Raw genomic sequence first — 21,513 nt, forward strand, 5'->3', positions numbered from 1 at the left:
CTTGCATGGAACGTATCGCTGTCATCGACTTTGAAACCACCGGCATCAGCCCCGGCGCCGGCTGCCGCGCCACCGAGGTGGCGGTGGTGATGCTGGAGCGCGGACGCATCGTCGAGCGCTACCAGAGCCTGATGAACGCAGGTGTTCCAGTGCCCGCTTTCGTTGCCGGGCTGACCGGCATCACCACCGCCATGCTGCGCAGTGCGCCGCCGGTAGACCAGGTGATGAACGAAGTGGCCGAGTTCGTGGGCAGTACGCCGTTGCTGGCGCACAACGCTGCGTTCGACCAGAAGTTCTGGGACTATGAACTGAGCCGCATCGGCCGTAGCCGTAGCCAGGCCTTTGCCTGTTCCCTGTTGTTGTCCCGGCGTCTGCTGCCGGCGGCACCGAACCACAAGCTGGGTACCTTGACCCGCTGGGCCGCGCTGCCGGATACGGGGACCGCGCACCGGGCCATGGCCGATGCCGAAATGGCCGCCAACCTGTTGCAGCACCTGGCCGGCGTGCTGCGCCAGAGCCATGGTGTGCAGCAACTGTCCCACGAGCTGCTCTGTCGCCTGCAGAAAACCCCTGCGGCGAAAGTTCGCGAAACCCTGGCCAGGTACAATTAGGGCTTCTTTTCCAGCTGCGCCAGCGGCACTCGCCGCTCCACGGCGCTGGAAAGAATGATCGAAGTTTTGCTGAAGCCGAACTGCGCGACCCGGTTGATCAGCTCTTCCGGCTCGGGCATCGAGCCCACCGCTGCCTGCATGATCACGCAGGGGTCACCGGTGACCCGGTGGCATTCGGTCAGCTGGGGAATCTGCGTCAATGCTTCATAGGCCTGCTGGTTACCGTGGCTGGCCAGGCGTAGCTCAATCACGCACTGGATCGGCAGGCCGATCTTGCTCATGTCGACCTTGGCCTGGTAGCCGGTGATGACCCCGCAGGCTTCCAGCTTGGCCACCCGCTCGGCCACCGCCGGCGCCGACAGGTTCACCTGGCGCGCCAGTTGTGCATAGGTGGCGCGGCCGTTGTCGAGCAGGGCGGCGAGCAGCATGCGGTCGTATTTGTCCATGGGTTGTTCCTTCCTGGTTTCGATTCGCTGGAAAATTGCCTGAACAACCATGCAATACAAAGTGTTCTGGCAATTTAAAGCGGTTTTGTAACTTAAGTTTACCTGGCTGCCTTTCTAAACTAAGCCACCCGTAAACGGATTTCGAGTGTGCCCCATGCCTGCCTCCCGTCGCTTCCCGTTGTTGCTCATTGGCGCTTTCCTGGCCTTGTATCTGGTCTGGGGGTCTACCTACCTGTTCATCCGTATCGGTGTCGAAAGCTGGCCGCCGATGCTCATGGCCGGGGTACGCTTCCTGATTGCCGGCGGCTTGCTGTATGGCTTCCTGCGCTGGCGCGGTGTGCCGGCACCGACCTGGCTGCAGTGGCGGGCGGCGGGGGCGATCGGTTTCCTGCTGCTCAGTTGCGGCAACGGCGGCGTGACCGTGGCCGAGCATGCCGGGGTGGCCTCGGGCGTGGCGGCGCTGGCGGTGGCGACGGTGCCGCTGTTTACCTTGCTGTTCGGCCTGCTGTTCGGGCACCGCAACTCCAGGCTGGAGTGGGCGGGCATCGCCCTTGGGCTGGTGGGTATCGGCCTGCTGAACCTGGGCTCCAACCTGCAGGCCAGCCCGATAGGCGCGGCGTTGATCATTTTTGCCGCAGCGTCCTGGGCATTCGGCTCGGTGTGGAGCAAGACCCTGCCGTTACCCCAGGGGCCGATGGCCAGTGCTGCGGAAATGCTGGTCGGTGGTGCCGTGCTGTTGCTGGGCAGCGTGCTGTCTGGCGAACGCATGACACAGATGCCAACCGCCGCCGGCTGGGGGGCGTTGGCCTACCTGGTGCTGTTCGGCTCGATCCTGGCCTTCAGTGCCTACATGTACCTGCTCAAGCATGTGCGCCCGGCGGCCGCCACCAGCTATGCCTATGTCAACCCGGCGGTGGCGGTGCTGCTGGGCATTGTCTTCGCCGGCGAGCAGATCGGTGCCGAAGAGTGCGTGGCGATGGCGGTGATCATCGGCGCTGTGGTGTTGATCGGCCTGCCGCAGTGGCGCAAGGCCCCCGCAGCTGCGCAGCCACTGAAAGGTGAAATCTGCAAGTAGACAGGGGCGATGCGGTAGACTTGCCGCCTTCGCTGAACCCCCTGACGGTATTGCCATGAATTTCGCCAAACTCGGCCTGATCGAACCGCTGCTGCGCACCCTTCAGCAGTTGGACTACACCACCCCGACCCCGGTGCAGGCCAAAGCCATTCCCGCCGTGCTGGCTGGTCGTGACCTGATGGCCGCAGCCCAGACCGGTACCGGCAAGACCGCCGGCTTTGCCCTGCCCGTGCTGCAGCGCCTGGCGCTGGAAGGCGAGAAGGTGGCCAGCAACTCGATCCGCGCGCTGGTGCTGGTGCCTACCCGCGAACTGGCCGAGCAGGTGCACAACAATGTGCGCGAATACGCCGAGAACCTGCCGCTGAGCACCTACGCGGTGTACGGCGGCGTCAGCATCAACCCACAAATGATGCGCCTGCGTCGCGGTGTCGACCTGCTGGTGGCTACCCCGGGGCGTTTGCTCGACCTGTTCCGCCAGAACGCGGTGAAGTTCAACCAGGTGCAAACTCTGGTGCTGGACGAAGCTGACCGCATGCTCGACCTGGGCTTTGCCGAAGAGCTGCAGTCGGTGTACGCCGCACTGCCACGCAAGCGCCAGACGCTGCTGTTCTCCGCCACCTTCTCCGAGCAGATCCGCATGCTGGCCGGGCTGGCCCTGAATGACCCGCTGAGCATCGAAGTCACCCCGCGCAATGCCACGGCCAGCAGCGTCAAGCAGTGGTTGGTGCCCGTGGACAAGAAGCGCAAGGTCGACCTGTTCTGCCACCTGCTGCGCAAGCAGCGCTGGAAGCAGGTGCTGGTGTTCGCCAAGACCCGCAATGGCGTCGACCAGCTGGTGGAACGCTTGCTGGCCGAAGGTGTGAATGCCGACGGCATCCACGGTGACCGCCCGCAGGCCACTCGCCAGCGCGCCCTGGACAGCTTCAAGGCCCGCGAAATCCAGGTGCTGGTGGCCACCGACGTGGCGGCCCGCGGCCTCGATATCGATGACTTGCCACTGGTGGTCAACCTCGACCTGCCGATCGTTGCCGAGGACTATGTGCACCGCATCGGGCGTACCGGGCGTGCGGGCAACAAGGGTGAGGCAATCTCGCTGGTGTGTGCCGATGAAGTGCAGTTGCTGGCGGCGATCGAAGTGCTGACCCGGCAGACCCTGCCGCGTCATGAGGAGCCGGATTTCATCCCCGACCACCGGGTGCCGATGACCGACGCCAGCGGCCAGGTGATCAAGAAACCGAAGAAGCCCAAGAAGCCGAAAGAAAATAGCGCCAAGCGCGGTTTGGGGCGCTGGATGGACAGTGCCGAGGCGGGCAGTGCAGCGCCGGCGGTGAAGGCGGTGCGCAAGGTGCCGAGCTTCAATGGTGGGCCGCGCAAGCGTAAGCCTTGAGGTTTTTGGGGCCGCTTTGCGGCCCCGGCAATCTGTCAGGAAACCCGCATGAGCCAATCCGCCGCCGCCCGCCCGGCGCGCAACCCGCTGGCAAAGCACGCCGTCAGCAGATAGCCCCCGGTCGGTGCTTCCCAGTCCAGCATCTCACCGGCACAGAACACTCCCGGCATGCTCTGCAGCATCAGGCCTTCATCCAGGGCCTCGAAACGCACCCCTCCCGCACTGCTGATCGCTTCATCCAGTGGCCGTGTGCGTACCAGCGTGATTGGCAATGCCTTGATCGCCCTCGCCAGCGCGTCAGCGGCGGCAAAAGTCGCCTGATCGGTCAGTTCGCGCAACAGCGCCGCCTTGACCCCATCGATACCCAGCTGGCTGTGCAGGTGCTTGGCCATGGAGCGCGAGCCCCGTGGCCTGGCCAGCGCCTGGGCGATTTTGTCCACCGGTTTGTCCGGCAACAGGTCAAGCAGCAACTGCCCTTGGCCGGTACGGTTGATGGCCTCGCGCACCGGCGCTGACCAGGCATACACCAGGCTGCCTTCCACACCCTGGGCAGTGAGAATGAACTCACCTTTGCGCGGCGCGCTGCCGGGAACGCTCAGGGCTATGTTCTTCAGCGGCGCACCGGCGAACTTTTCCTTGAGCAGCGCGCTCCAGCCTGCCACTTCGAAACCGCAGTTGCTCGGCTGCAGGGGCGAGATATCCACACCCTGTTCGGCCAGCAGCGCTTGCCAGCTGCCGTCGGACCCCAGTCGCGCCCAACTGCCGCCACCCAATGCCAATACCACCACGGCGGGGGTAAGCAGCCGTTCACCCTGTGGATAAGCCATCCGCAACGCCCCTTCGGCATTCCAGCCCAGCCAGCGGTGACGGGTGTGGATAACTACTCCGCTGTCACGCAGGCGCTTGAGCCAGGCGCGCAGCAATGGCGCGGCTTTCATGTCGGTGGGGAAGACCCGGCCCGAGGTGCCGACAAAGGTCTCGATGCCCAGGCCATGAATCCACTGGCGCAAGGCCTCAGCGTCGAAGTCGCGCAGCAGCGCGTCGATGTTGTTCTGGCGCTCGGCATAGCGGCTGACGAAGGCCGGGTAAGGTTCGGAATGGGTGATGTTCATACCGCCGACACCCGCCAGCAGGAACTTGCGGCCGACCGAGGGCATGGCGTCGTACACTTCCACCGCAAGGCCCGCCTGGGCCAGTGCTTCTGCGGCCATCAGGCCGGCGGGGCCAGCACCGATGACGACAGCAAGGGAAGGGGCGGCGGGTTTCAGATCGGACATGGTGGGCAGCAGGCTGTGGAAAAGAGGCGCATTCTAGCGCAGCGTGGCCTATGGAAGCACTGATCAAAAAATAATCAGTCACCTGCAGGCCTCGGCCATCAAGGGCTGTAGCGCCTTTCCCGCAGGTTATCCACAAGCGGCTCCACAGTCATTGTGAACAACCGATGACACGAGCCGCACTGTGGTGGAGGATGCCATGACGCTTGGCCAGCGCCACACGGTCTTTGCTGTAACCGCCGCCGATCACACCCATCACCGGTATATCGCGGCCCAGGCAGTGGCGCAGCACCGCTTCGTCACGCGCGGCAACGCCTGCATCGGTCAGTTGCAGGTAGCCCAGGGCGTCGTCCTTGTGCACATCGACCCCGGCGTCATACAGCACCAGGTCGGGACGATAGAGCGGCAGCAGGTAGTTCAGGGCATCGTCGACCACCTTCAGGTAGGCCGTGTCGCCCATACCGCGTGGCAAGGGGATGTCCCAGTCGCTTTGCGCCTTGCGTGCCGGGAAGTTCTGTTCGCAGTGCAGTGATACGGTAATGGCGTCTGGCGTGTCGTGCAGGATGCGCGCGGTGCCGTCGCCCTGGTGCACATCGCAGTCGAAAATCAGCACCCGGTGAACCCGGCCGGCCTCCAGCAGGTAGCGGCTGATCACTGCCAGGTCGTTGAAGATGCAGAAGCCGGCAGGGTGATCGAAATGGGCATGGTGGGTGCCACCGGCAAGGTGGCAGGCGATGCCGTGCTGCAGTGCCATCTCGGCGCTCAGCAACGAGCCACCTACCGCGCGGACGGTGCGCCGGGCCAGGGCTTCGCTCCAGGGCAGGCCGAGGCGACGCTGGTCCTCACGTGACAGGTCGCCGTTCAGGTAGCGCTCGATGTAGCTGCGGTCGTGAGCCAGGGCGAGGATGTCGTTGGGACAGATCTCCGGGCGCAGCAGGGCCTGGTCGGTGGTCAGCCCGCTGTCAACCAGGTAGTCGTGCAGCAGGCGGAACTTGTCCATCGGGAAGCGGTGTTCGGCAGGGAACTCCGGGCTGTAGTCTTCGTGGTAGATCAGCGGCAACGGCATGGCGGTTTCGCAATCGGGGCCAGTGCTGATCTTGCCAGTTCCGGGGTTGTGGTTGCTATCGCGAATGCGAGCCCTGCAGGAGATTCCATGGCTTTCAACAAGCCGGGTTGACGCCGCGCGTGTAGAAGCGGCTTCAGCCGCGGTCACCGGCAAGGCCGGTGCCAGCCACCGCGTTGCCTGCATCGCGGATGAATCCGCCCCTACAAGGGCGCGGTTATTTCGCAATGCTGGACAGTACCCGCTGCCAGTCGGGTTCGTTCAAGCGCCCGAGAATGCGCGCCTTGCCATTGCCATCCACCGAGACGAACAGCGCACTGGCGTATCCACTTTCACGCTCGCCACCCACCACCTTCTGCTGGCGGGCAAAATGGTCGATGCAACCATTGTGGGTGACCAGCACCAGGTTATGCCCGGGCCGCTTGCGCGCCATCGCTTCACGAGCGAACTGGCTGTCGCACCCTTCCAGCCAGTCCTCACTGGCCACCGCCTGGCCCAGAATGAAATGCGCAGTCTGCCGTGTGCGCAGTTTCGGGCTGCTGAGCATATCGGCGTTGTCCAGGCCCAACCGTTGCAGCCCTTGGCCAACACGGCTGGCGGCCTGGCTGCCGGCCACGGTGATACCGGTGGGGTCGTCCAGGCACGGCCCGGGGGCGCTGTCGCAGCGCTCGGCGTGACGGATCATCACGATCACCGCACCGTCGGCCCAGTCCTGCAGCAGGCCGCTATCGCTCAGTTGGTGCCCGTTGCCAAGGTCCACGATATGCGTCCTCGTCGCCAACCAGGTGGTCAACGCCGCCACGACCATGCACAGGCCAAGCGCGGCGCCGAGGGTCTTGCGGATCAGGCGTCGCTTGCGCCGGGCGTGGATGGCAGGGTGCCCCAGGGTGTTGCTCGATAGCATGCATGGCTCCGTTGGCTTGGCCGCGCCTGGCGCGGCGGTGAATGGCGGCATCCTGTCAGGCCGCCTGTCGGGGGGCGGTGAAGGCCATGTGAAAATTGCATTCGGGTGCGCACCGGCTAGGTGAAAGCCACGCCCGCGCCTACGCTGTAAACTGCAAGACAGTAAAACCGGAGCACGCCTCATGACCCCGATCCTGCAACTCGAAAGCGCACGCCTGGTGCTGCGCCAATGGCGCGACGAAGACCTGCGCGAGTTCGCCGCGCTGTGCGCCGACCCGCAGGTGATGCGCTACTTTCCGGCACCGTTGACACGCCTGGAGGCGGCCGCCCTGATTGGCCGCGTGCGCGGGCATTTCAACGAGTACGGCTTCGGCCTGTGGGCGCTGGAGCGTAAGGACAGCGGTGCGTTCATTGGCATGACCGGGCTGTTGCACGTGGGCTTCGATGCCCATTTCACACCTGCGGTGGAAATCGGCTGGCGCCTGGCACGCCGCCACTGGGGCCTGGGTTTTGCCAGCGAAGCAGCGTGGACCTGCCTGCGTTGTGCTTTCGCCCAATTGCGCCTGGAAGAGGTGGTGTCGTTCACTAGCGAGAGCAACCTGCCTTCCCAGAAGGTCATGCAGGCCATCGGCATGCAGCAGGACCTGAACGGCAGTTTCCAGCACCCCCGCCTGCCGGTGGGCCACCCATTGCGCCCGCATGTGCTGTACCGCATCGACCGCGCACACTGGGAACGTACCCTGCGCGCCTGAATGCAGCCCCATGCCCGGCGCGAATGACAAACCCTGTATCATTTGCCCTCATAACAGTGCTGTAGAGACGTGTTGCCTTGCTAGGAGAACCCCCGATGAGTCATGTGTTGGACGACCTGGTCGACCTGTTGAGCCTCGAGTCCATCGAGGAGAACCTGTTCCGTGGACGCAGCCAGGACCTGGGCTTCCGCCAGTTGTATGGTGGGCAAGTACTGGGCCAGTCGTTGTCGGCAGCCAGCCAGACGGTCGAGGACGCACGCCATGTGCATTCGTTGCACGGTTACTTCCTGCGTCCTGGCGATGCCAGCCTGCCGGTGGTGTATTCGGTGGACCGCGTGCGTGATGGTGGCAGCTTCAGCACCCGACGGGTGACGGCGATCCAGAAAGGCCAGACCATCTTCACCTGCAGCGCCTCGTTCCAGTACGACGAGGACGGTTTCCAGCACCAGGCACCGATGCCCGAGGTAGTCGGCCCGGAGAACCTGCCCACCGAGGTGGAACTGGCCCGGGCCATGGCTGACCAGCTGCCCGAGCGCATTCGCGACAAGGTGCTGTGCGCCAAACCCATCGAGATCCGCCCGGTCACCGAGCGTGACCCGTTCAACCCCAAGCCCGGCGACCCGGTGAAGTACGCCTGGTTCCGCGCCGACGGCAACTTGCCCGACATTCCCGCATTGCACAAATACCTGCTGGCCTACGCCTCGGACTTCGGCCTGCTGACCACGGCGTTGCTGCCGCACGGCAAATCGGTGTGGCAGCGCGACATGCAGATCGCCAGCCTTGATCATTCGTTGTGGTTCCACGGCAACCTGCGTGCCGATGAGTGGCTGCTGTACGCCACCGACAGCCCCTGGGCGGGCAATGCCCGTGGCTTCTGCCGTGGCAACATCTTCAACCAGGCCGGGCAACTGGTGGCGTCGTCGTGCCAGGAAGGCCTGATCCGCCATCGCCAGGACTGGGCATGAGCCTGGGCGCGGTCCGCAACTGGGTGTTCGACATGGACGGCACCCTGACCGTGGCCGTGCACGACTATGCCGCCATCCGCGTGGCGCTGGGCATCCCGACCGAGCACGACATTCTGACGCACCTGGCAGCCCTGCCGGCGGACGAAGCGGCGGCCAAGCATGCCTGGCTGCTGGAGCACGAGCGCGACCTGGCGGTTGCTGCCACGGCGGCCATCGGGGCGGTGGAACTGGTGCGCGAACTGGCCGAGCGTGGTTGTCGATTGGGCATTCTGACCCGCAATGCGCGCGACCTGGCTCAGGTAACGCTGGAGGCCATCGGCCTGGCGGACTGCTTCCCGGTCGCGCACATTCTCGGGCGCGACGAAGCAGTGCCCAAGCCGAGCCCGGACGGGTTGCTGAAGATCGCCGGTGCCTGGGGCGTGGCACCCCACGAGCTGGTGATGGTGGGGGATTACCGGTTTGACCTGGTTTGTGGGCGTGCGGCAGGGGCGCGCACGGTGCTGGTGAACTTGCCGGACAACCCATGGCCGGAACTGGTGGACTGGCATGCGGCCGATTGCCGGGCATTGAAGGTGATGCTGGGCTGAACATTGTTCTGCCTGTGCTACCCGCTTCGCAGGGACGGGGTTGCCCGCGAAGGGGCCGGACCTGTCTATGCTGAACCTCAAACTTTTCCCTGAACGGAGACCCTACCCATGACCAGCAAGGCCATCTACATTCAACCCGGCGGCGGCTACGACAAGGTCGAAGTCGGCACTTGCGAGGCCCCCGCACCCCAGGCCGACGAGATCACCGTTCGGCTGCACGCCAACTCCCTCAACTACCACGACTTCGCCGTGGTCAGCGGCATGTGGGGGCCGAGCGAGCGGCGCATTCCCATGGCTGATGGCGCGGGTGAAGTGGTGGCGGTGGGTAGCGGGGTCAGCGAATTCCAGGTCGGCGACAATGTGGTCAGCACCTTCTTCCCCGACTGGCTCGACGGCCAGGCCAATGTCGAAGGCTTCGCCAGGGTACCCGGCGATGGTATCGATGGTTACGCCCGCGAACAGGTCACTGCCCGCGCCACTGCGTTCACCCTGGCGCCCAAGGGCTTCAGCCACGCCGAAGCCGCCACCCTGACCACCGCCGGCCTTACCGCCTGGCGTGCGCTGATGAGCGATGACCACCTCAAACCCGGTGATACAGTACTGGTGCAAGGTACCGGTGGCGTGTCGATCTTCGCCCTGCAGTTCGCCAAGCTCGCCGGCGCCACGGTGATCGCCACCTCGTCCAGCGACACCAAGCTCGAGCGCCTCAAGGCCTTGGGGGCCGACCACCTGATCAACTACAAAAGCACCCCGGCCTGGGGTGAGAAAGTGCGCGAGCTGACCGGCAATCGTGGTGTCGACCATGTGATCGAAGTGGGCGGCCCGGCGACGCTGGAGCAATCGATGATCGCCACGCGCATTGGTGGGCAGGTGTCGTTGATCGGTATCCTCACTGGCGTGGCCGGGCAGTTGCCGCTGGTGCAGGCGCTGGTGCGGCAGATTCGCCTGCAGGGCGTGTTGGTGGGCAGCCGCGCGCAGCAGCAGGCCATGGTGCGGGCGATCGATGCCAATGGCTTGCGGCCAGTGGTGGACAAACACTTCGAGCTGGAACAGATCGTCGAGGCGTTCCGCTACCAGGAAAGCAACCGCCATTTCGGCAAGATCTGCCTCACGTTCTGAATGGCCGCCACAGGCCGTGCCCTTGCGGAACGGCCTGCGGCAGGTGGGTTACTCGATATGTTCGGGCTTTAGCAGTTTCAACCCCTGGCTGCTGCTGTAGCCGTGGATCTCCTGTACATCCAGGTTTCGCATGAAATCAATGATCGGTGCGGTGATCACTTGGCCAGGCACCATGATCGGGAAACCAGGCGGGTAAGGAATCACGAAATTTGCCGACACCAGCGGCGGGCCGTTTTCCAGGCGCTGGTCGATCATGCTGTCGGACAGTTTCAGGTACTCGCAGGCCTCGAGATCGTAAGCCTTGTAGAAGGCCTTGCGGATGTCGCCTTCGATCGTGTTCTCCAGTGCATCGCTGCGAAACTCCGGATGGAAGCAGCTGAAGTCTGGCAATGCAGGTAAATCTTCGACTAGGCGGGTGACCCTGCTTCGTAATTGCAGGGCCTGGTTTTCATCATCTGCGATGCTATCGTCGATGTCCCGGCATATTTGCACCAGCACTTGTATCAGGTGTGCCACATCGCTGCGGGTATTGTTGATGTTGGTCTGCAACAGCACGCTGTTGCGGGACGTCTTGTTCAATTGAATATTGTATCGCCCGGCCAGCAATTGTTTGAATTGAGTGCCGTCGAAACCGGCGTGTCCACACGATAATGTAAGACGCGTTGGGTCAAGGAAGAATTCGTCGTTGATGATTGCCTGGCTGAGCGTACTCCAGTGGGCTTTGTCATGCACGTAGCTGGCGATCTTCGAGCCGCGCAACGGTTCGGGAATAAGGTCCGCAACGTCCAGGATCTTGAAGTAGCGAGAGATCAATGGGTGGTTATTGACCTGCTTGCGTATGACGAAGGCCAACTGCGTGGCACGCATCACCAGGTCATAGCCTTCGAGGTTCATCTGCCGGCGGGCAATGTCCAGCGAAGCGATGATCTGCTGGTTGGGTGAGGTAGAAGTATGGGTGAATACCGCTTCGCGGAAGGCGCCTTCCGTTTGCGCGAAGGCATCATCGCTAACCAGTATCATCGAGCCTTGCCGCAAGGCTGACATCGACTTGTGGACGGAAGAGGTCTGGTACACACGCACTTGGGTGTGTTCAGGGTCCATCAGCAGGCGGTTGTGCTGCATCTCTTCGTCTGTAAATGCATCCTGAGCCGTGCATTGCTCGGTGTATTGCTGGCGATAGCGGGGGCTTTTCAACCGTTTGCGTAACTCGGTTGCTGCATGCATGGCCGTGCGTTGGCGCAATAGCGGTGAAAAGCGAGCAAAACCGAACCATGCCTCATCCCAAAGAAAAATGAGGTCGGGTTTGATGGCCAGGCATTCTTCCATCACCCGCAGCGGGTTGTAGACATGCCCATCGAACGTGCAGTTGGTCAGCACCATCATTTTTGCACGTTCGAGTTTTCCGTCCCGTTTCAGGTTCAATAGCGCCTGCTTAAGTGAAGCCAGCGTCACGCCTCCGTACATCGAATACTCGCTCAAAGGATAGGCATCGATATACAGCGGGTAGGCGCCGGTCAGCACTGCGGCATAGTGATGCGACTTGTGACAGTTGCGGTCGATCAGCACGATGTCGCCCGGTGCCAGGAGTGCCTGTTCGACAATCTTGTTCGCTGTTGAGGTCCCGTTGGTGACGAAGAACGCCGCCTGCGCGCCAAACGTGCTGGCGGCCATCAGTTGGGCCTGCCTTATGTTGCCCGTAGGTTCGAGCAGGCTATCGAGCCCGCCGGTGGTTGCGGAGCTTTCCGCCAGGAAAAGGTTGGCGCCGTAGAACGCTCCCATGTCGCGAATCCAGTTGGACTTGAAAATGGATTTTCCCCGGGCGATCGGCAGGGCGTGGAAGGTGCCAATCGGGCGTTGCGCATAACGTTTGAGGTTATCGAAGAATGGCGTGCGGTAGCGGTTGGCAATGCCTTCGACAACACACAGGTGCACTTCCATGGGCTCTTCGAACTCATAGAAAACGCGGTTGATGAATGCCATCTGCGGATTGCCGGCTGTCCGTTCGATGTTGCGGTCTCTGAGCAGGATTATGTCCAGCTCCGGGCGTAACTGTTTAAGCGCCACCGACAGATCCAGCGAGGGGTCTTCGTAGGTTTCCGAGCCAACCAACGATTGATATTGGTCGAGCATTACGCGCAGACGGGCCGACAGATTGGCATTACGCTGAAAACCGTCATGGATCGCCACCACCTGCACGTCGGGGTTGAGCATCACGGCCATCAAGGCGTCTTCGTAGGTGCCGACGATGATCGGTTGGTAGATGAACGCATCGTCATGTCGCCGCAGGTTGCGGATGTCTTGCTGCTTCTGCGCCCAGGTGCTTGAGGCGTCAGAGCTGACGATTAACAGCTCGAAGTACGGGCGAAGCTGAGCGGACGGTTGATTGATGCTGTAGCGCGCTGCAGAAGCGTCGGGCAAGTCGTCAGCCGGTTCCCAGTCGTTGGCATCATGGCGATAGCTCGAATCGAGCAAAGAGCTGCAGATGCGCCGTGCCAGCCGCAGTGTACCGACATCGTCATGTTCGCCGATTCGTTGCTCGAAAATGGCCATCAGCCGTTGACCAGGGTAGGCGTGATAACGTTCGAGAGTTTGCAGATGCTGCCCTATGCGCACCACCTCCCTACGTTTTTGCTCTTTTGCATCGCAGCAGCTTGCCGCAACCCAGTCGCGGCATCTTTGCAGCAGGTCGCACCACAGGTCCAAGCGTTCATGTCGGGTTGAAAACAGGTACTCTGCAGACTGGTCGAGGACATTCGTCAACATGGTTTCGGCTCCTGGCCTGGTAGCGTGGCCGGAGAAACTGGCCACTTCGGAAGGGCCAGAGTCTGCCCGGCGAGGCGGAACCGAACACAGCACGAGACTTTTCCACCTGACGTGAAAGTGCTTCCGGCAGCGCTCACTCCTGCCGCATTACCTCTGCCGCCGTTCACCGCGCTCAGGGCAGAGCAAACGAGCTGTCGTGATCGAACAGTTCCGGGGCGTTCTCGTGTAATTACCCACAGCCCTGCGCGGCTTAAATGACCCCCGACCTATGCGGACACTTGCTCTGTGACGCGTGCCAAATATCAACAACAGTGCGCGAGTAATGTGTCGACTTATTGATTTCAAAGGAGATACTTTCGCCTACGCCTGCCCGTCCTTCCTTGTGTCAGCAAAAAGAGAACAACATCAATGAACACCGTGGGATCTGATGGCAACCTTGCCCAAGGTTTCAAGCCTCGTCATGTAACGATGCTGTCCATCGCCGGCATCATCGGCGCCGGACTTTTCGTCGGCTCTGGCCATGCCATCGCGGCAGCCGGACCAGCTACCATACTTTCCTATTTCGTGGCCGGGGCCCTGGTGGTACTGGTCATGCGCATGCTCGGCGAAATGGCCGTTGCACATCCTGACACCGGTTCGTTTTCGACCTATGCCGACCAGGCCATCGGCCGCTGGGCCGGCTACACCATTGGTTGGCTGTACTGGTGGTTCTGGGTTCTGGTAATTCCCATCGAAGCACTGGCCGCCGGCCATGTACTGAACGCGTGGTTCCCGCAGGTGGATAGCTGGATCTTCGCCCTGGCCTCGGTGCTGCTGCTGGCCGGCACCAACCTGTTCAGCGTGGCCAAGTACGGTGAGTTCGAGTTCTGGTTCGCGATCCTCAAGGTCACCGCCATTCTCGGTTTCATCGGCCTGGGCTTCGCTGCGCTGATGGGCTGGTTGCCCAACCGCGAAGTCAGCGGCCTGAGCAGCCTGATGGCCGAGCATGGCGGCTTCGCACCGAAGGGCTGGTCGGCGGTGGTCGGGGCGTTCATTACCGTGATGTTCAGCTTCATCGGTACCGAGGCGGTGACCATCGCCGCCTCCGAGTCCAGCGACCCGTCGCGCAATATCGCCAAGGCCACCCGCTCGGTGATCTGGCGCATCAGCACCTTCTACATCCTGTCGATCTTCGTGATCATTTCGGTGGTGCCGTGGAACGACCCGCAACTGGCCGTGGTGGGCTCGTACCAGCGCGCACTGGAGATCATGGACATCCCCAACGCAGCCTTCATGGTCGACCTGGTGGTGCTGGTGGCAGTGACCAGCTGCATGAACTCGTCGATCTATATCGCCTCGCGGATGATGTATTCGCTGGCCAAGCGTGGTGACGCACCGGCCATGCTCAACAAGACTTCCAAGGTTGGCGTACCGCGTGCCGCAGTGTTCGGCAGCACCCTGATCGGCGCGGCCATCGCTGTTCTCAACTACTTCGCGCCGAAGGGCGTGTTCGAGTTCCTGCTGGCCAGCTCCGGTGCCATCGCCTTGCTGGTGTACATGGTCATCGCCATCTCCCAGCTGCGCATGCGCCGCCGCCTGGAGCGCGAGAACACCGAGCTGAAGTTCCGCATGTGGCTGTTCCCGTACCTGACCTGGGCGGTGATCCTATTCATTGGCGGGGCACTGGCGGTGATGATGTTTACGCCTGAACACCGGGCGGAAGTCAGCTCGACGTTAGGCCTGGCGATCGTGATTTCCTTCCTCGGGATCGTCACTTCGCGAGGCCATGCGCAACCCGTAGGGGTGCGTTCGATGGGGTGATTGGGTTCACCTGGCGGTAAGGCAAAGGGCACCAATGGAGGGTGCCCTTTGTTTTTCAGGTTTACCGCTACCACGAAAAAGTCCTGCCACGGATGCGACAATCTTTAAAAATAAATGAGGTGATTTCTCATTCTCGTTCGGCTTGTAGGGAAGGCCGGAATACAGGCCAGTCTGCCGATCCCTCTACGGAGCGAGAAAATGAGTTCGACCCCGGTTCCACAGCGCCATCCCTTGAGCCGTGCTTTACACAGTGTTTTCCTGAGCCTGGTTGTCAGCAGTTGTGCGCTACCTGTGCTGGCGCAATCTGCAATGTCTGAGCCTGACAGCCAGCTACAGCAGTGGAATATTCCTGCTGGCCCGCTGGCGCCAGCGCTTGACCGGTTTGCCCGTCAGGCAGGTGTCAGCCTGTCCTTCGATGCACAGACCTTGGCCAACCGCACCACTGCAGGGGTGCAGGGGACGCTGGGTACGTCGGCTGCACTCTCGTCGCTGCTACAGGGCACGCCGCTTCAGGCGGAGCAACAAGGGCCGGGCGCCTACTTCGTGGCGCCACAACCCGTACCTGCCGGCCCGCTGGAACTCGGCACCACCGAGGACTACCGCCTGGCACCGGTGATCATCAATGCCAAGGTCAAGGCCAGCGCCGACGATGACAGCAACTCGGTGGTCGCCAAGGAGCTGTGGGTGGGGGGCAAGGTGGCCACCAGCATCCTTAATACGCCCGCTTCCGTGTCTGTGGTTACCAGCAAGGAAATGCAGCAGCGCAGTGTCAGCACCACGGAAGAGGCGCTGCAATATACGCCGGGGGTCGTCAGTGATTACTACGGTTCGGACGACCGCAACGACTACTTCCTGATCCGCGGCTTTCAGGCCACTACCTACCGTGACGGCCTGACCCTGAGCTCCATGCGTGGTGTGCGTGAAGACCCCTACGCCTACGAGCGTATCGAGGTGTTGCGCGGCGCCAACTCCACCCTGTTTGGCCCGGCAGACCCGGGAGGCTCGGTCAACTTCGTGAGCAAGCAGCCGCGTTTCGAGCAGTTTGGCCAGGGCTACGTGACCTATGGCTCCTTCGACCATGCCGAAACCGGCATCGATGTCGGCGATGCGCTGAACGAGGAAAAGACCTTGGCCGGCCGCTTCACTGCCAAGATGCAGAACAGCGACCGTGAATATGACCACTCCGAGGATGACAACCGCTTCGTGATGGGCGGGCTGACCTGGGCACCCACGGACTACACCTCGGCCACGATGATCGTGGATTACCTGAAAACCAACAGTTCGCCGAACAGCGGTGGCTATCCGCTGGACAAGGAATACGACCGCAGCGATTTCTATGGTGAGCCAGGCTACAACTTCCATGACGTGGAGCGCACCAGCCTGAGCGGCAGCATCACCCACGACTTCGACAATGGCTTTGTGCTGCGCAGCAACCTGCGCTACAGCGAGTTGACCGATGACTTCGGTTACGCCTACCTGAGCGACAACCCCGCGCGGGTCGGCACCGTCATTCCGCGTTACGTGTTCGGCACCGACAGCGATGCCGACCAGCTCAACGGTAACCTGATGCTGCAATACGATGCGCAGTTCGAGCATGTCGACAGCAGCACGTTGGTCGGTGTGGAGTACCTCGATTCGACTACCAGACAAAGCTCGATCTACGGCCTGGCGCCTTCCATCGACATTGCCAATCCGGTATTCACCGGCGTACCGGGCGGTCTCACGCCCTATACCCGGCAGAAGAACGATGCCACTACCAAGGCTGTTTTCCTGCAGCAGAACCTGTCGTTCCATGACCGCGTGATCGCCACTGCCGGCGTGCGCAATGACTCGATGGACCTGTCGAGCAAGGAATACGTCGGCGGTATTCAGGAAGAGAAGGACAACTTCTCGGAAACCTCCTACCGGGCTGCGTTGACCTATATCGTCAACGACGAGGTTTCCACCTACGTGAGCATGGTGGAATCCGTATCGCCGCCCCAGGTTGGCGTTACACCGCAAACGGGCAAGCAGTACGAAGTGGGTGTGAAGTACTCGCCGATGGGGATGGACGCGTTGTTCTCGGCGGCGGTGTATGACCTGACCCAGGAGAACGTCACCATCGCCGTGGTACTGCCCAGCGGCATCATCGAGCAGCAGACGGTGGGCGAGTCGCGCGTGCGCGGCCTGGACCTGGAAGCCAAGGCGCAGGTTACCCAGGACTTCAGCGTGATTGGCGCCTATTCGTACATGCAGTCCGAAGTGCTGCGCGGGGCGTTGTACGACGGGTCTTCGCTCAAGGGCAACGAATTCGCCACGGCACCGAAGCACTCGGGTTCGTTGTGGGGCTACTACAGCATTCCGGGTACTGATGTGAGCGTTGGCCTCGGGGCGCGCTATGTGGGGGCTTATTACATGGATGCGGCCAACACCAGGAAGAGCGATGGCACTACGTTGTTCGACGCTGCGCTGAATTACCAGATCGCCAAGGGGACTGACCTGGCGCTTAACGTCAGCAACCTGTTTGACGAGCAGCATGTGGTTGGCTCGGGGACAGCGAACTACTACAACCCGGGGCGGGAGGTGACGGCCAAGCTGAGTTATAGCTGGTAGGGCTGAGGGCGCCGCATCCCGGCCTGACGCCGGGATGCTGGGCGTGCGCAAGTGAGATTTCGGAATACCGTACCGATGGGGAGCGGCGAGATAATTTTGCAACATAATATTGCAACAGTTAATCGCTATCATTAACATTCGCCATGCAAGGAGCGCATTTGTCCCTATAAAAACAAGGTCCAAAAGAATGCTGAAGATGCTCCTCGTGTACGTTCACCTGATCGCCACCTGTATTGCCCTGGGCAGGGTATTGCTTGCCGATCACAAACTTTGGAGCTGGCGCAAAGAATCGCTGGACCAGGCAAAGCATGAGTACCTGGAAGAAACCAGGAAAATCGCCACCCTCGCGTTACTGGCCCTTTGGGGCAGTGGTCTGTTGCTGATACTTCAGGGGTATCTTCTTGAGGGCACGGCCTATTTGCTCAACCAGAAACTCTGGGCCAAGGTTGCCGTCGTCACGCTGCTGACGCTGAACGGCGGCCTGTTGCATCGCATCGGCTTCCCATTGTTGCAAAAAGCGCCTTTCGTCCTGTTGCCGCGTTCCGACCGTGGCCGTCTTGCACTCCTGGGCGCGTTCTCCATGAGTGGTTGGTTGTTTGCCGCTTTCCTGGGGGTGGCTCGAGCCTGGAACCATGTCATGCCATGCATGCACGTGATGGCGGTGTTCACGGCATTCGCTTTGCTGGCTTGTATCGTCGCGCTGGTGGTCGCCAGCAGCGCCGGTACGCTGGAGACCACCGCTTCATAGTGGCGGACCGACTCGGTTGAGGCCGTTTCTGATAATGGCCCTGCAGGGAGCAGGGCCGTGCGGTGTTCAGCGCATCATGCCCAGTTCGGCATCATCCAGCAGCGCCTTGCCCAAGGCGCACAAGTAATGCGCGGCCCAGATCAGCTTCGGTTTGTCTTCCATCAAACCCTCTATTGTCAGGTCCCGCGCATAGCCCATCAGTTCCGAGGCTTGCTCGCGGGCGTTCTGGCAGGGGATGCCGGGCTCGATGCGGAACAGTGGGTGGGTCTGGTTTTCACCTTGGTAGAAGATGGTTTTACCGACAGTGCATTTGTTGTCTTCGGTAGCCATTGTTCAATCTCCCCGGTAAGCGTCAGTGCAGTGCTTGCGGATCCGCTGGTCTGTGTATTTGCGCGAGTGCTGATTCAAGCAGTTTGCGCAGGGCTTCAAGCTCGTGCATCGATGCCATCATCAATAGCGACACGGGTGATCGTGGCTGCATCAGCATCGCTTGCTGGGCTACGGCTTCTGCACAGAGCGCGTAGTCCGAGGCGAGCATGAGGGTGTCCTCCAGCGAGTGGAGGTGGTGGGGCGGATCGGGGACGATCTTCAGCATTATTTGGTCCTCAGTGGAGCGACCAGCGCTTGCTGTCAAACAAGTGGTGGCAGCTGTGTATGGGTTGACAGACCGGTGAAGACCAAACCGGCGCACACGAGGTGCCCCACACACAGCTGCCATAGGCAAAACCGTGTGTTCGGTCGTTATCAGCCTGTCAAAGCTGGTCGTTGATGTGCAACGACCCACCGAGCCTAAAACCCTGAAATAACGACCGCAACGGAAAACAGGCGCTGGGAGTATCTTTGGGAAACGGCCTACAAGGAAGGGGGTAAATCTGATTTTTGGGCTCGCATTCCAAAATCCAGACACAAAAAAAGACGCCCTAGGGCGTCTTATTCTTTGGAATTTGGTGGAGCCGGGGGGATTTGAACCCGCGTCTTGCCCTTTGATTCCGGGGCTTGCAAGGCAAAAGCTGTCATTTTGCTGTCATTTCAGAATGGCCACCCTTGAATGTGTGCACGCCATCGGCGACATTGGCGAAAAGGCACAGGGGGCAACATGGCTAGGTACAGTGAGACAGAACGCATCGGGGTTAGCGCGATCGAGCTTATCGCGGCAAGAGAGCTTAAATGGATCTTCCGTGAGCAGATGATTGCGGACATGGGCATTGATGCTCATCTTGAGTTAGTTGAAGACGGTCATCCGTCGGGCAAGCTCATAGGTTTACAGATAAAGACTGGTCCCGGTAACTTCACGGTAAAAGACGATTGCCTTGTCTACTACGGGAGCATCGAGCATAGGGAGTATTGGCTCAATCACTCTCTGCCTGTAATTATTATTGCGCATCTTCCTGAGACTGGTGAGACCTGCTGGGCTCATGTCTCAGAAGAAAACGTCGAGTTAACTCCTAAGGCCTGGAAAATAGAAATATCACGGAAAAATATTTTCGGTGAAGCGAAGAGAAGAAGCCTTTCGCAAATCTTTGAAGGCTCGGAGTCTCAGCAAAAATTAAGGCGCCTTGCAATGGATGAGCCTCTTATGAGGCATGTAAAAAAAGGAGGTAAGGTTTCTGTAGAGCTTGAAGATTGGATAAATAAATCCCTCGGTAGAACTCCGGTTACTGTATATATGGAGCACGACGATGGTAGTGAGACCGTCAAGGAATATGGTTATGTGTTTCATAGTCGTTTTGACATCGAAGCTTTAACTCTAGAGCTTTTTCCTTGGTCAACTGCTAGTATTGATGAAGATTTTTATGAGGTGAGCTGGGACCGGTTTGGGGAAGATGACTACTCGTGGGAGGATGATTGTCGTCCGCCCAAGAATAAATTTTATCCCTATACAAATGCATGTAACGAAGTTGATTATTATCGGATCAAGCTTGGGCTTAACAAAATCGGAGAATCATATCTTGTGATATCCGAATATTTAGCCAGGCCCAAGAGGGAGAAGTTATTTAATGATTGATGACACTGAATCGGAAAGTTCAGGCTGCCAAAGCATTTCCGCTTTGCCACCAGCTTCTGCGTCGGCTGACGGCATCCATCGTCCATAGACCCGTGCGATCATGGTCCAGTCGCTATGCCCCATCTGCTTTGCCACCCACATCGGGTGCTCGCCCGCTGACAGCATCATCGAAGCGTAGGTATGCCGAGTTTGATAGGGGCGTCGGTACCGAACGCCGGCCTTCTTCATTGCCGGATGCCACATCGTCTTGCGGATCGGCTGGTCGCCTGTCCAGCGCTCAAGCGTTCGCGGGTTCTGAAATACCTCTTTATCAGCCAGGAACGTGTGCACCTTCTGCGCCGTCAGCGCTTCAAGAGCGGGCCGCAGCAGTTTCACGGACCGCCGGCCAGCGGCAGTCTTTGTCACCTCGGCCTCTCCACCTGCGGCTTGGGTCATTGCCCGGCTGATCATCACTTCTCCTCGCACCCAGTCCACATCCCCCCAATCAAGCGCGACGAGCTCGCTTGTACGGAGCCCCGTCCAGAGCGCGAACTGCACCATGTTCCTGGCCTGTCCGGCTAAGGCTACGAGAATTGCCTGCTGCTCCTCGGGCGTGAACGGGTCCACATCGTCATCCTTCGGTGGGGCTTCTTTCCTGACATATGTCCAGCCAGTCAGCGGATTCGTATCCAGCAGTTCCTCATCGACTGCGTCATTGAGTGCAGAGCGCAGGCAGCTCTGGATATTGCTCAGGGTCTTGTTGCCGACCTGCAGCTTATCCAGCCAGTCCTTAATCGTCTTCCTCTTAAGGTCGAGGACAAGATGGTAGCCAAGGGCAGGAACGAGCCGGAGCTCGACGATTTTTCGATAGCCCTCGAAGGTGCTGCTGGATATGTGCTTCTTCTTCGTCTCTAGCCACCTGGTAAGATAGCCACCGACCGTTTCCTGACTGGTTTCCGGTGCGAACTTGGCAGCCCGGGGGGAGCCCGGGAAGGTGATGGAATAGTCGAACGTCCCCTGGGCGATGGCATGCTCGATCGCCGCCTTGTGCTGCTGGGCCTTCTTCAGTTTAGTGGCGGTGGGCTTGAGCGCAACGCGCTCGCGGCACCTAACACCCCGGAACATGAACGTGATCTCGATGCTCGAGTCTGAGACTGCCCTGACCCCACTCCCGCCTCTACCCATGTTTCATATCCTTCCATATCGATAAGCGTCCGGCCGTCCGGCGCTTTCAACCAAATCTCACCAAGCCGCCATACACCATCGCGGATCTTGGAGCGGATCGCGTCCTCGCTGTAGCCAGACTCGGCAGCAAATTTCCTGACGGTTACGTAGCGCATGAGTCGTCAGTCCTGGTTATTCAGGGGTAGCGAGTGCGCAGCGGCCACGTATCGATTTGTCGTTCTCGGCTTGCTCGCGTAAGCAGCGTCTAACGGTACTGTTG

Annotated in this window: 19 protein-coding genes; 11 read left to right on the top strand and 8 right to left on the bottom strand. The window is 60.7% G+C overall.

The genetic code is table 11. From position 1 onward, the window contains the following. Window positions 1–5: 5 nt before the first annotated feature. Entirely contained in the window at window positions 6–611 is a 606-nt protein-coding gene (locus HU760_RS04000; RefSeq protein ID WP_186672776.1) for a 3'-5' exonuclease, read from the top strand. Here the strand turns inward: HU760_RS04000 and HU760_RS04005 are convergent. Next, on the bottom strand, window positions 608–1,057 hold the full coding sequence (locus HU760_RS04005) for an Lrp/AsnC family transcriptional regulator (RefSeq protein WP_186672778.1): 450 nt from the start codon (window positions 1,055–1,057) through the stop codon (window positions 608–610). The genes HU760_RS04000 and HU760_RS04005 overlap by 4 nt on opposite strands. Window positions 1,058–1,211: 154 nt before the next feature. On the opposite strand from HU760_RS04005, the gene yedA reads away from it, so the two are divergent. Next, on the top strand, window positions 1,212–2,132 hold the full coding sequence (gene yedA / locus HU760_RS04010; protein WP_186672780.1) for a drug/metabolite exporter YedA: 921 nt from the start codon (window positions 1,212–1,214) through the stop codon (window positions 2,130–2,132). 55 nt (window positions 2,133–2,187) lie between these two features. Next, a complete protein-coding gene (gene rhlE1, locus HU760_RS04015) occupies window positions 2,188–3,519 on the top strand; it encodes an RNA helicase RhlE1 (protein WP_186672787.1) in 1,332 nt (443 codons plus the stop codon). A gap of 35 nt (window positions 3,520–3,554) precedes the next feature. Here the strand turns inward: rhlE1 and HU760_RS04020 are convergent, their stop codons facing one another. The 3 genes from HU760_RS04020 to pmrG form a co-directional block, all read right to left on the bottom strand. Continuing rightward, window positions 3,555–4,796 (bottom strand): TIGR03862 family flavoprotein, encoded by a 1,242-nt coding sequence (locus tag HU760_RS04020; RefSeq protein ID WP_186672789.1) that lies wholly within the window; start codon window positions 4,794–4,796, stop codon window positions 3,555–3,557. A 148-nt stretch (window positions 4,797–4,944) separates the two neighbouring features. Beyond that, window positions 4,945–5,859 carry a histone deacetylase family protein gene (locus HU760_RS04025; RefSeq protein ID WP_186672791.1) on the bottom strand — a complete coding sequence of 305 codons (915 nt, stop codon included), beginning with the start codon at window positions 5,857–5,859 and terminating at the stop codon, window positions 4,945–4,947. Window positions 5,860–6,073: 214 nt separating this feature from the next. Continuing rightward, window positions 6,074–6,760 (bottom strand): lipopolysaccharide core heptose(II)-phosphate phosphatase PmrG, encoded by a 687-nt coding sequence (gene pmrG, locus HU760_RS04030; protein ID WP_186672793.1) that lies wholly within the window; start codon window positions 6,758–6,760, stop codon window positions 6,074–6,076. 181 nt (window positions 6,761–6,941) lie between these two features. Between pmrG and HU760_RS04035 the strand changes: the two genes are divergently transcribed. The 4 genes from HU760_RS04035 to HU760_RS04050 all read left to right on the top strand — a co-directional run bounded on the left by HU760_RS04035 (window position 6,942) and on the right by HU760_RS04050 (window position 10,182). Beyond that, on the top strand, window positions 6,942–7,511 hold the full coding sequence (locus HU760_RS04035) for a GNAT family N-acetyltransferase (RefSeq protein WP_186672795.1): 570 nt from the start codon (window positions 6,942–6,944) through the stop codon (window positions 7,509–7,511). Between the two features lie 95 nt (window positions 7,512–7,606). Then, window positions 7,607–8,476: an acyl-CoA thioesterase II gene (gene tesB / locus HU760_RS04040; protein ID WP_186672797.1), complete on the top strand. Its 870-nt coding sequence runs from the start codon at window positions 7,607–7,609 to the stop codon at window positions 8,474–8,476. Further along, window positions 8,473–9,063 (top strand): HAD family hydrolase, encoded by a 591-nt coding sequence (locus HU760_RS04045; protein ID WP_186672799.1) that lies wholly within the window; start codon window positions 8,473–8,475, stop codon window positions 9,061–9,063. Before tesB ends, HU760_RS04045 begins: the two co-directional genes overlap by 4 nt. A 108-nt stretch (window positions 9,064–9,171) precedes the next feature. Further along, a complete protein-coding gene (locus tag HU760_RS04050; protein ID WP_186672801.1) occupies window positions 9,172–10,182 on the top strand; it encodes a zinc-dependent alcohol dehydrogenase family protein in 1,011 nt (336 codons plus the stop codon). Window positions 10,183–10,230: 48 nt separating this feature from the next. Here HU760_RS04050 and HU760_RS04055 read toward each other — a convergent pair whose 3' ends face one another. Further along, entirely contained in the window at window positions 10,231–12,945 is a 2,715-nt protein-coding gene (locus HU760_RS04055; protein WP_202883397.1) for an aminotransferase class I/II-fold pyridoxal phosphate-dependent enzyme, read from the bottom strand. A 408-nt stretch (window positions 12,946–13,353) separates the two neighbouring features. Between HU760_RS04055 and gabP the strand changes: the two genes are divergently transcribed. From gabP to HU760_RS04070, 3 genes are all read left to right on the top strand, one after another. Further along, entirely contained in the window at window positions 13,354–14,745 is a 1,392-nt protein-coding gene (gene gabP, locus HU760_RS04060; protein ID WP_186672810.1) for a GABA permease, read from the top strand. A gap of 198 nt (window positions 14,746–14,943) precedes the next feature. Then, on the top strand, window positions 14,944–17,337 hold the full coding sequence (locus tag HU760_RS04065; protein WP_186672812.1) for a TonB-dependent siderophore receptor: 2,394 nt from the start codon (window positions 14,944–14,946) through the stop codon (window positions 17,335–17,337). A gap of 187 nt (window positions 17,338–17,524) precedes the next feature. Next, window positions 17,525–18,085, top strand: coding sequence for a hypothetical protein (locus tag HU760_RS04070; RefSeq protein WP_186672814.1), 561 nt, complete (start codon window positions 17,525–17,527; stop codon window positions 18,083–18,085). Window positions 18,086–18,151: 66 nt separating this feature from the next. On the opposite strand, the gene HU760_RS04075 is transcribed toward HU760_RS04070, so the two are convergent. Both HU760_RS04075 and HU760_RS04080 read right to left on the bottom strand, forming a co-directional pair. Further along, the gene (locus HU760_RS04075) at window positions 18,152–18,415 is read right to left on the bottom strand and encodes a DUF3077 domain-containing protein (RefSeq protein WP_170032786.1); all 264 of its coding nucleotides are present in this window, start codon (window positions 18,413–18,415) and stop codon (window positions 18,152–18,154) included. Between the two features lie 22 nt (window positions 18,416–18,437). Continuing rightward, a complete protein-coding gene (locus HU760_RS04080; protein ID WP_186672816.1) occupies window positions 18,438–18,680 on the bottom strand; it encodes a hypothetical protein in 243 nt (80 codons plus the stop codon). 501 nt (window positions 18,681–19,181) lie between these two features. Between HU760_RS04080 and HU760_RS04085 the strand changes: the two genes are divergently transcribed. Beyond that, on the top strand, window positions 19,182–20,090 hold the full coding sequence (locus HU760_RS04085) for a DUF4365 domain-containing protein (protein ID WP_186672818.1): 909 nt from the start codon (window positions 19,182–19,184) through the stop codon (window positions 20,088–20,090). Here HU760_RS04085 and HU760_RS04090 read toward each other — a convergent pair. Next, window positions 20,076–21,254, bottom strand: coding sequence for an Arm DNA-binding domain-containing protein (locus tag HU760_RS04090; protein ID WP_186672819.1), 1,179 nt, complete (start codon window positions 21,252–21,254; stop codon window positions 20,076–20,078). The genes HU760_RS04085 and HU760_RS04090 overlap by 15 nt on opposite strands. Window positions 21,255–21,513 lie beyond the last annotated feature (259 nt).

The organism is Pseudomonas oryzicola, from assembly GCF_014269185.2.
GTDB classification, from domain to species: domain Bacteria; phylum Pseudomonadota; class Gammaproteobacteria; order Pseudomonadales; family Pseudomonadaceae; genus Aquipseudomonas; species Aquipseudomonas oryzicola.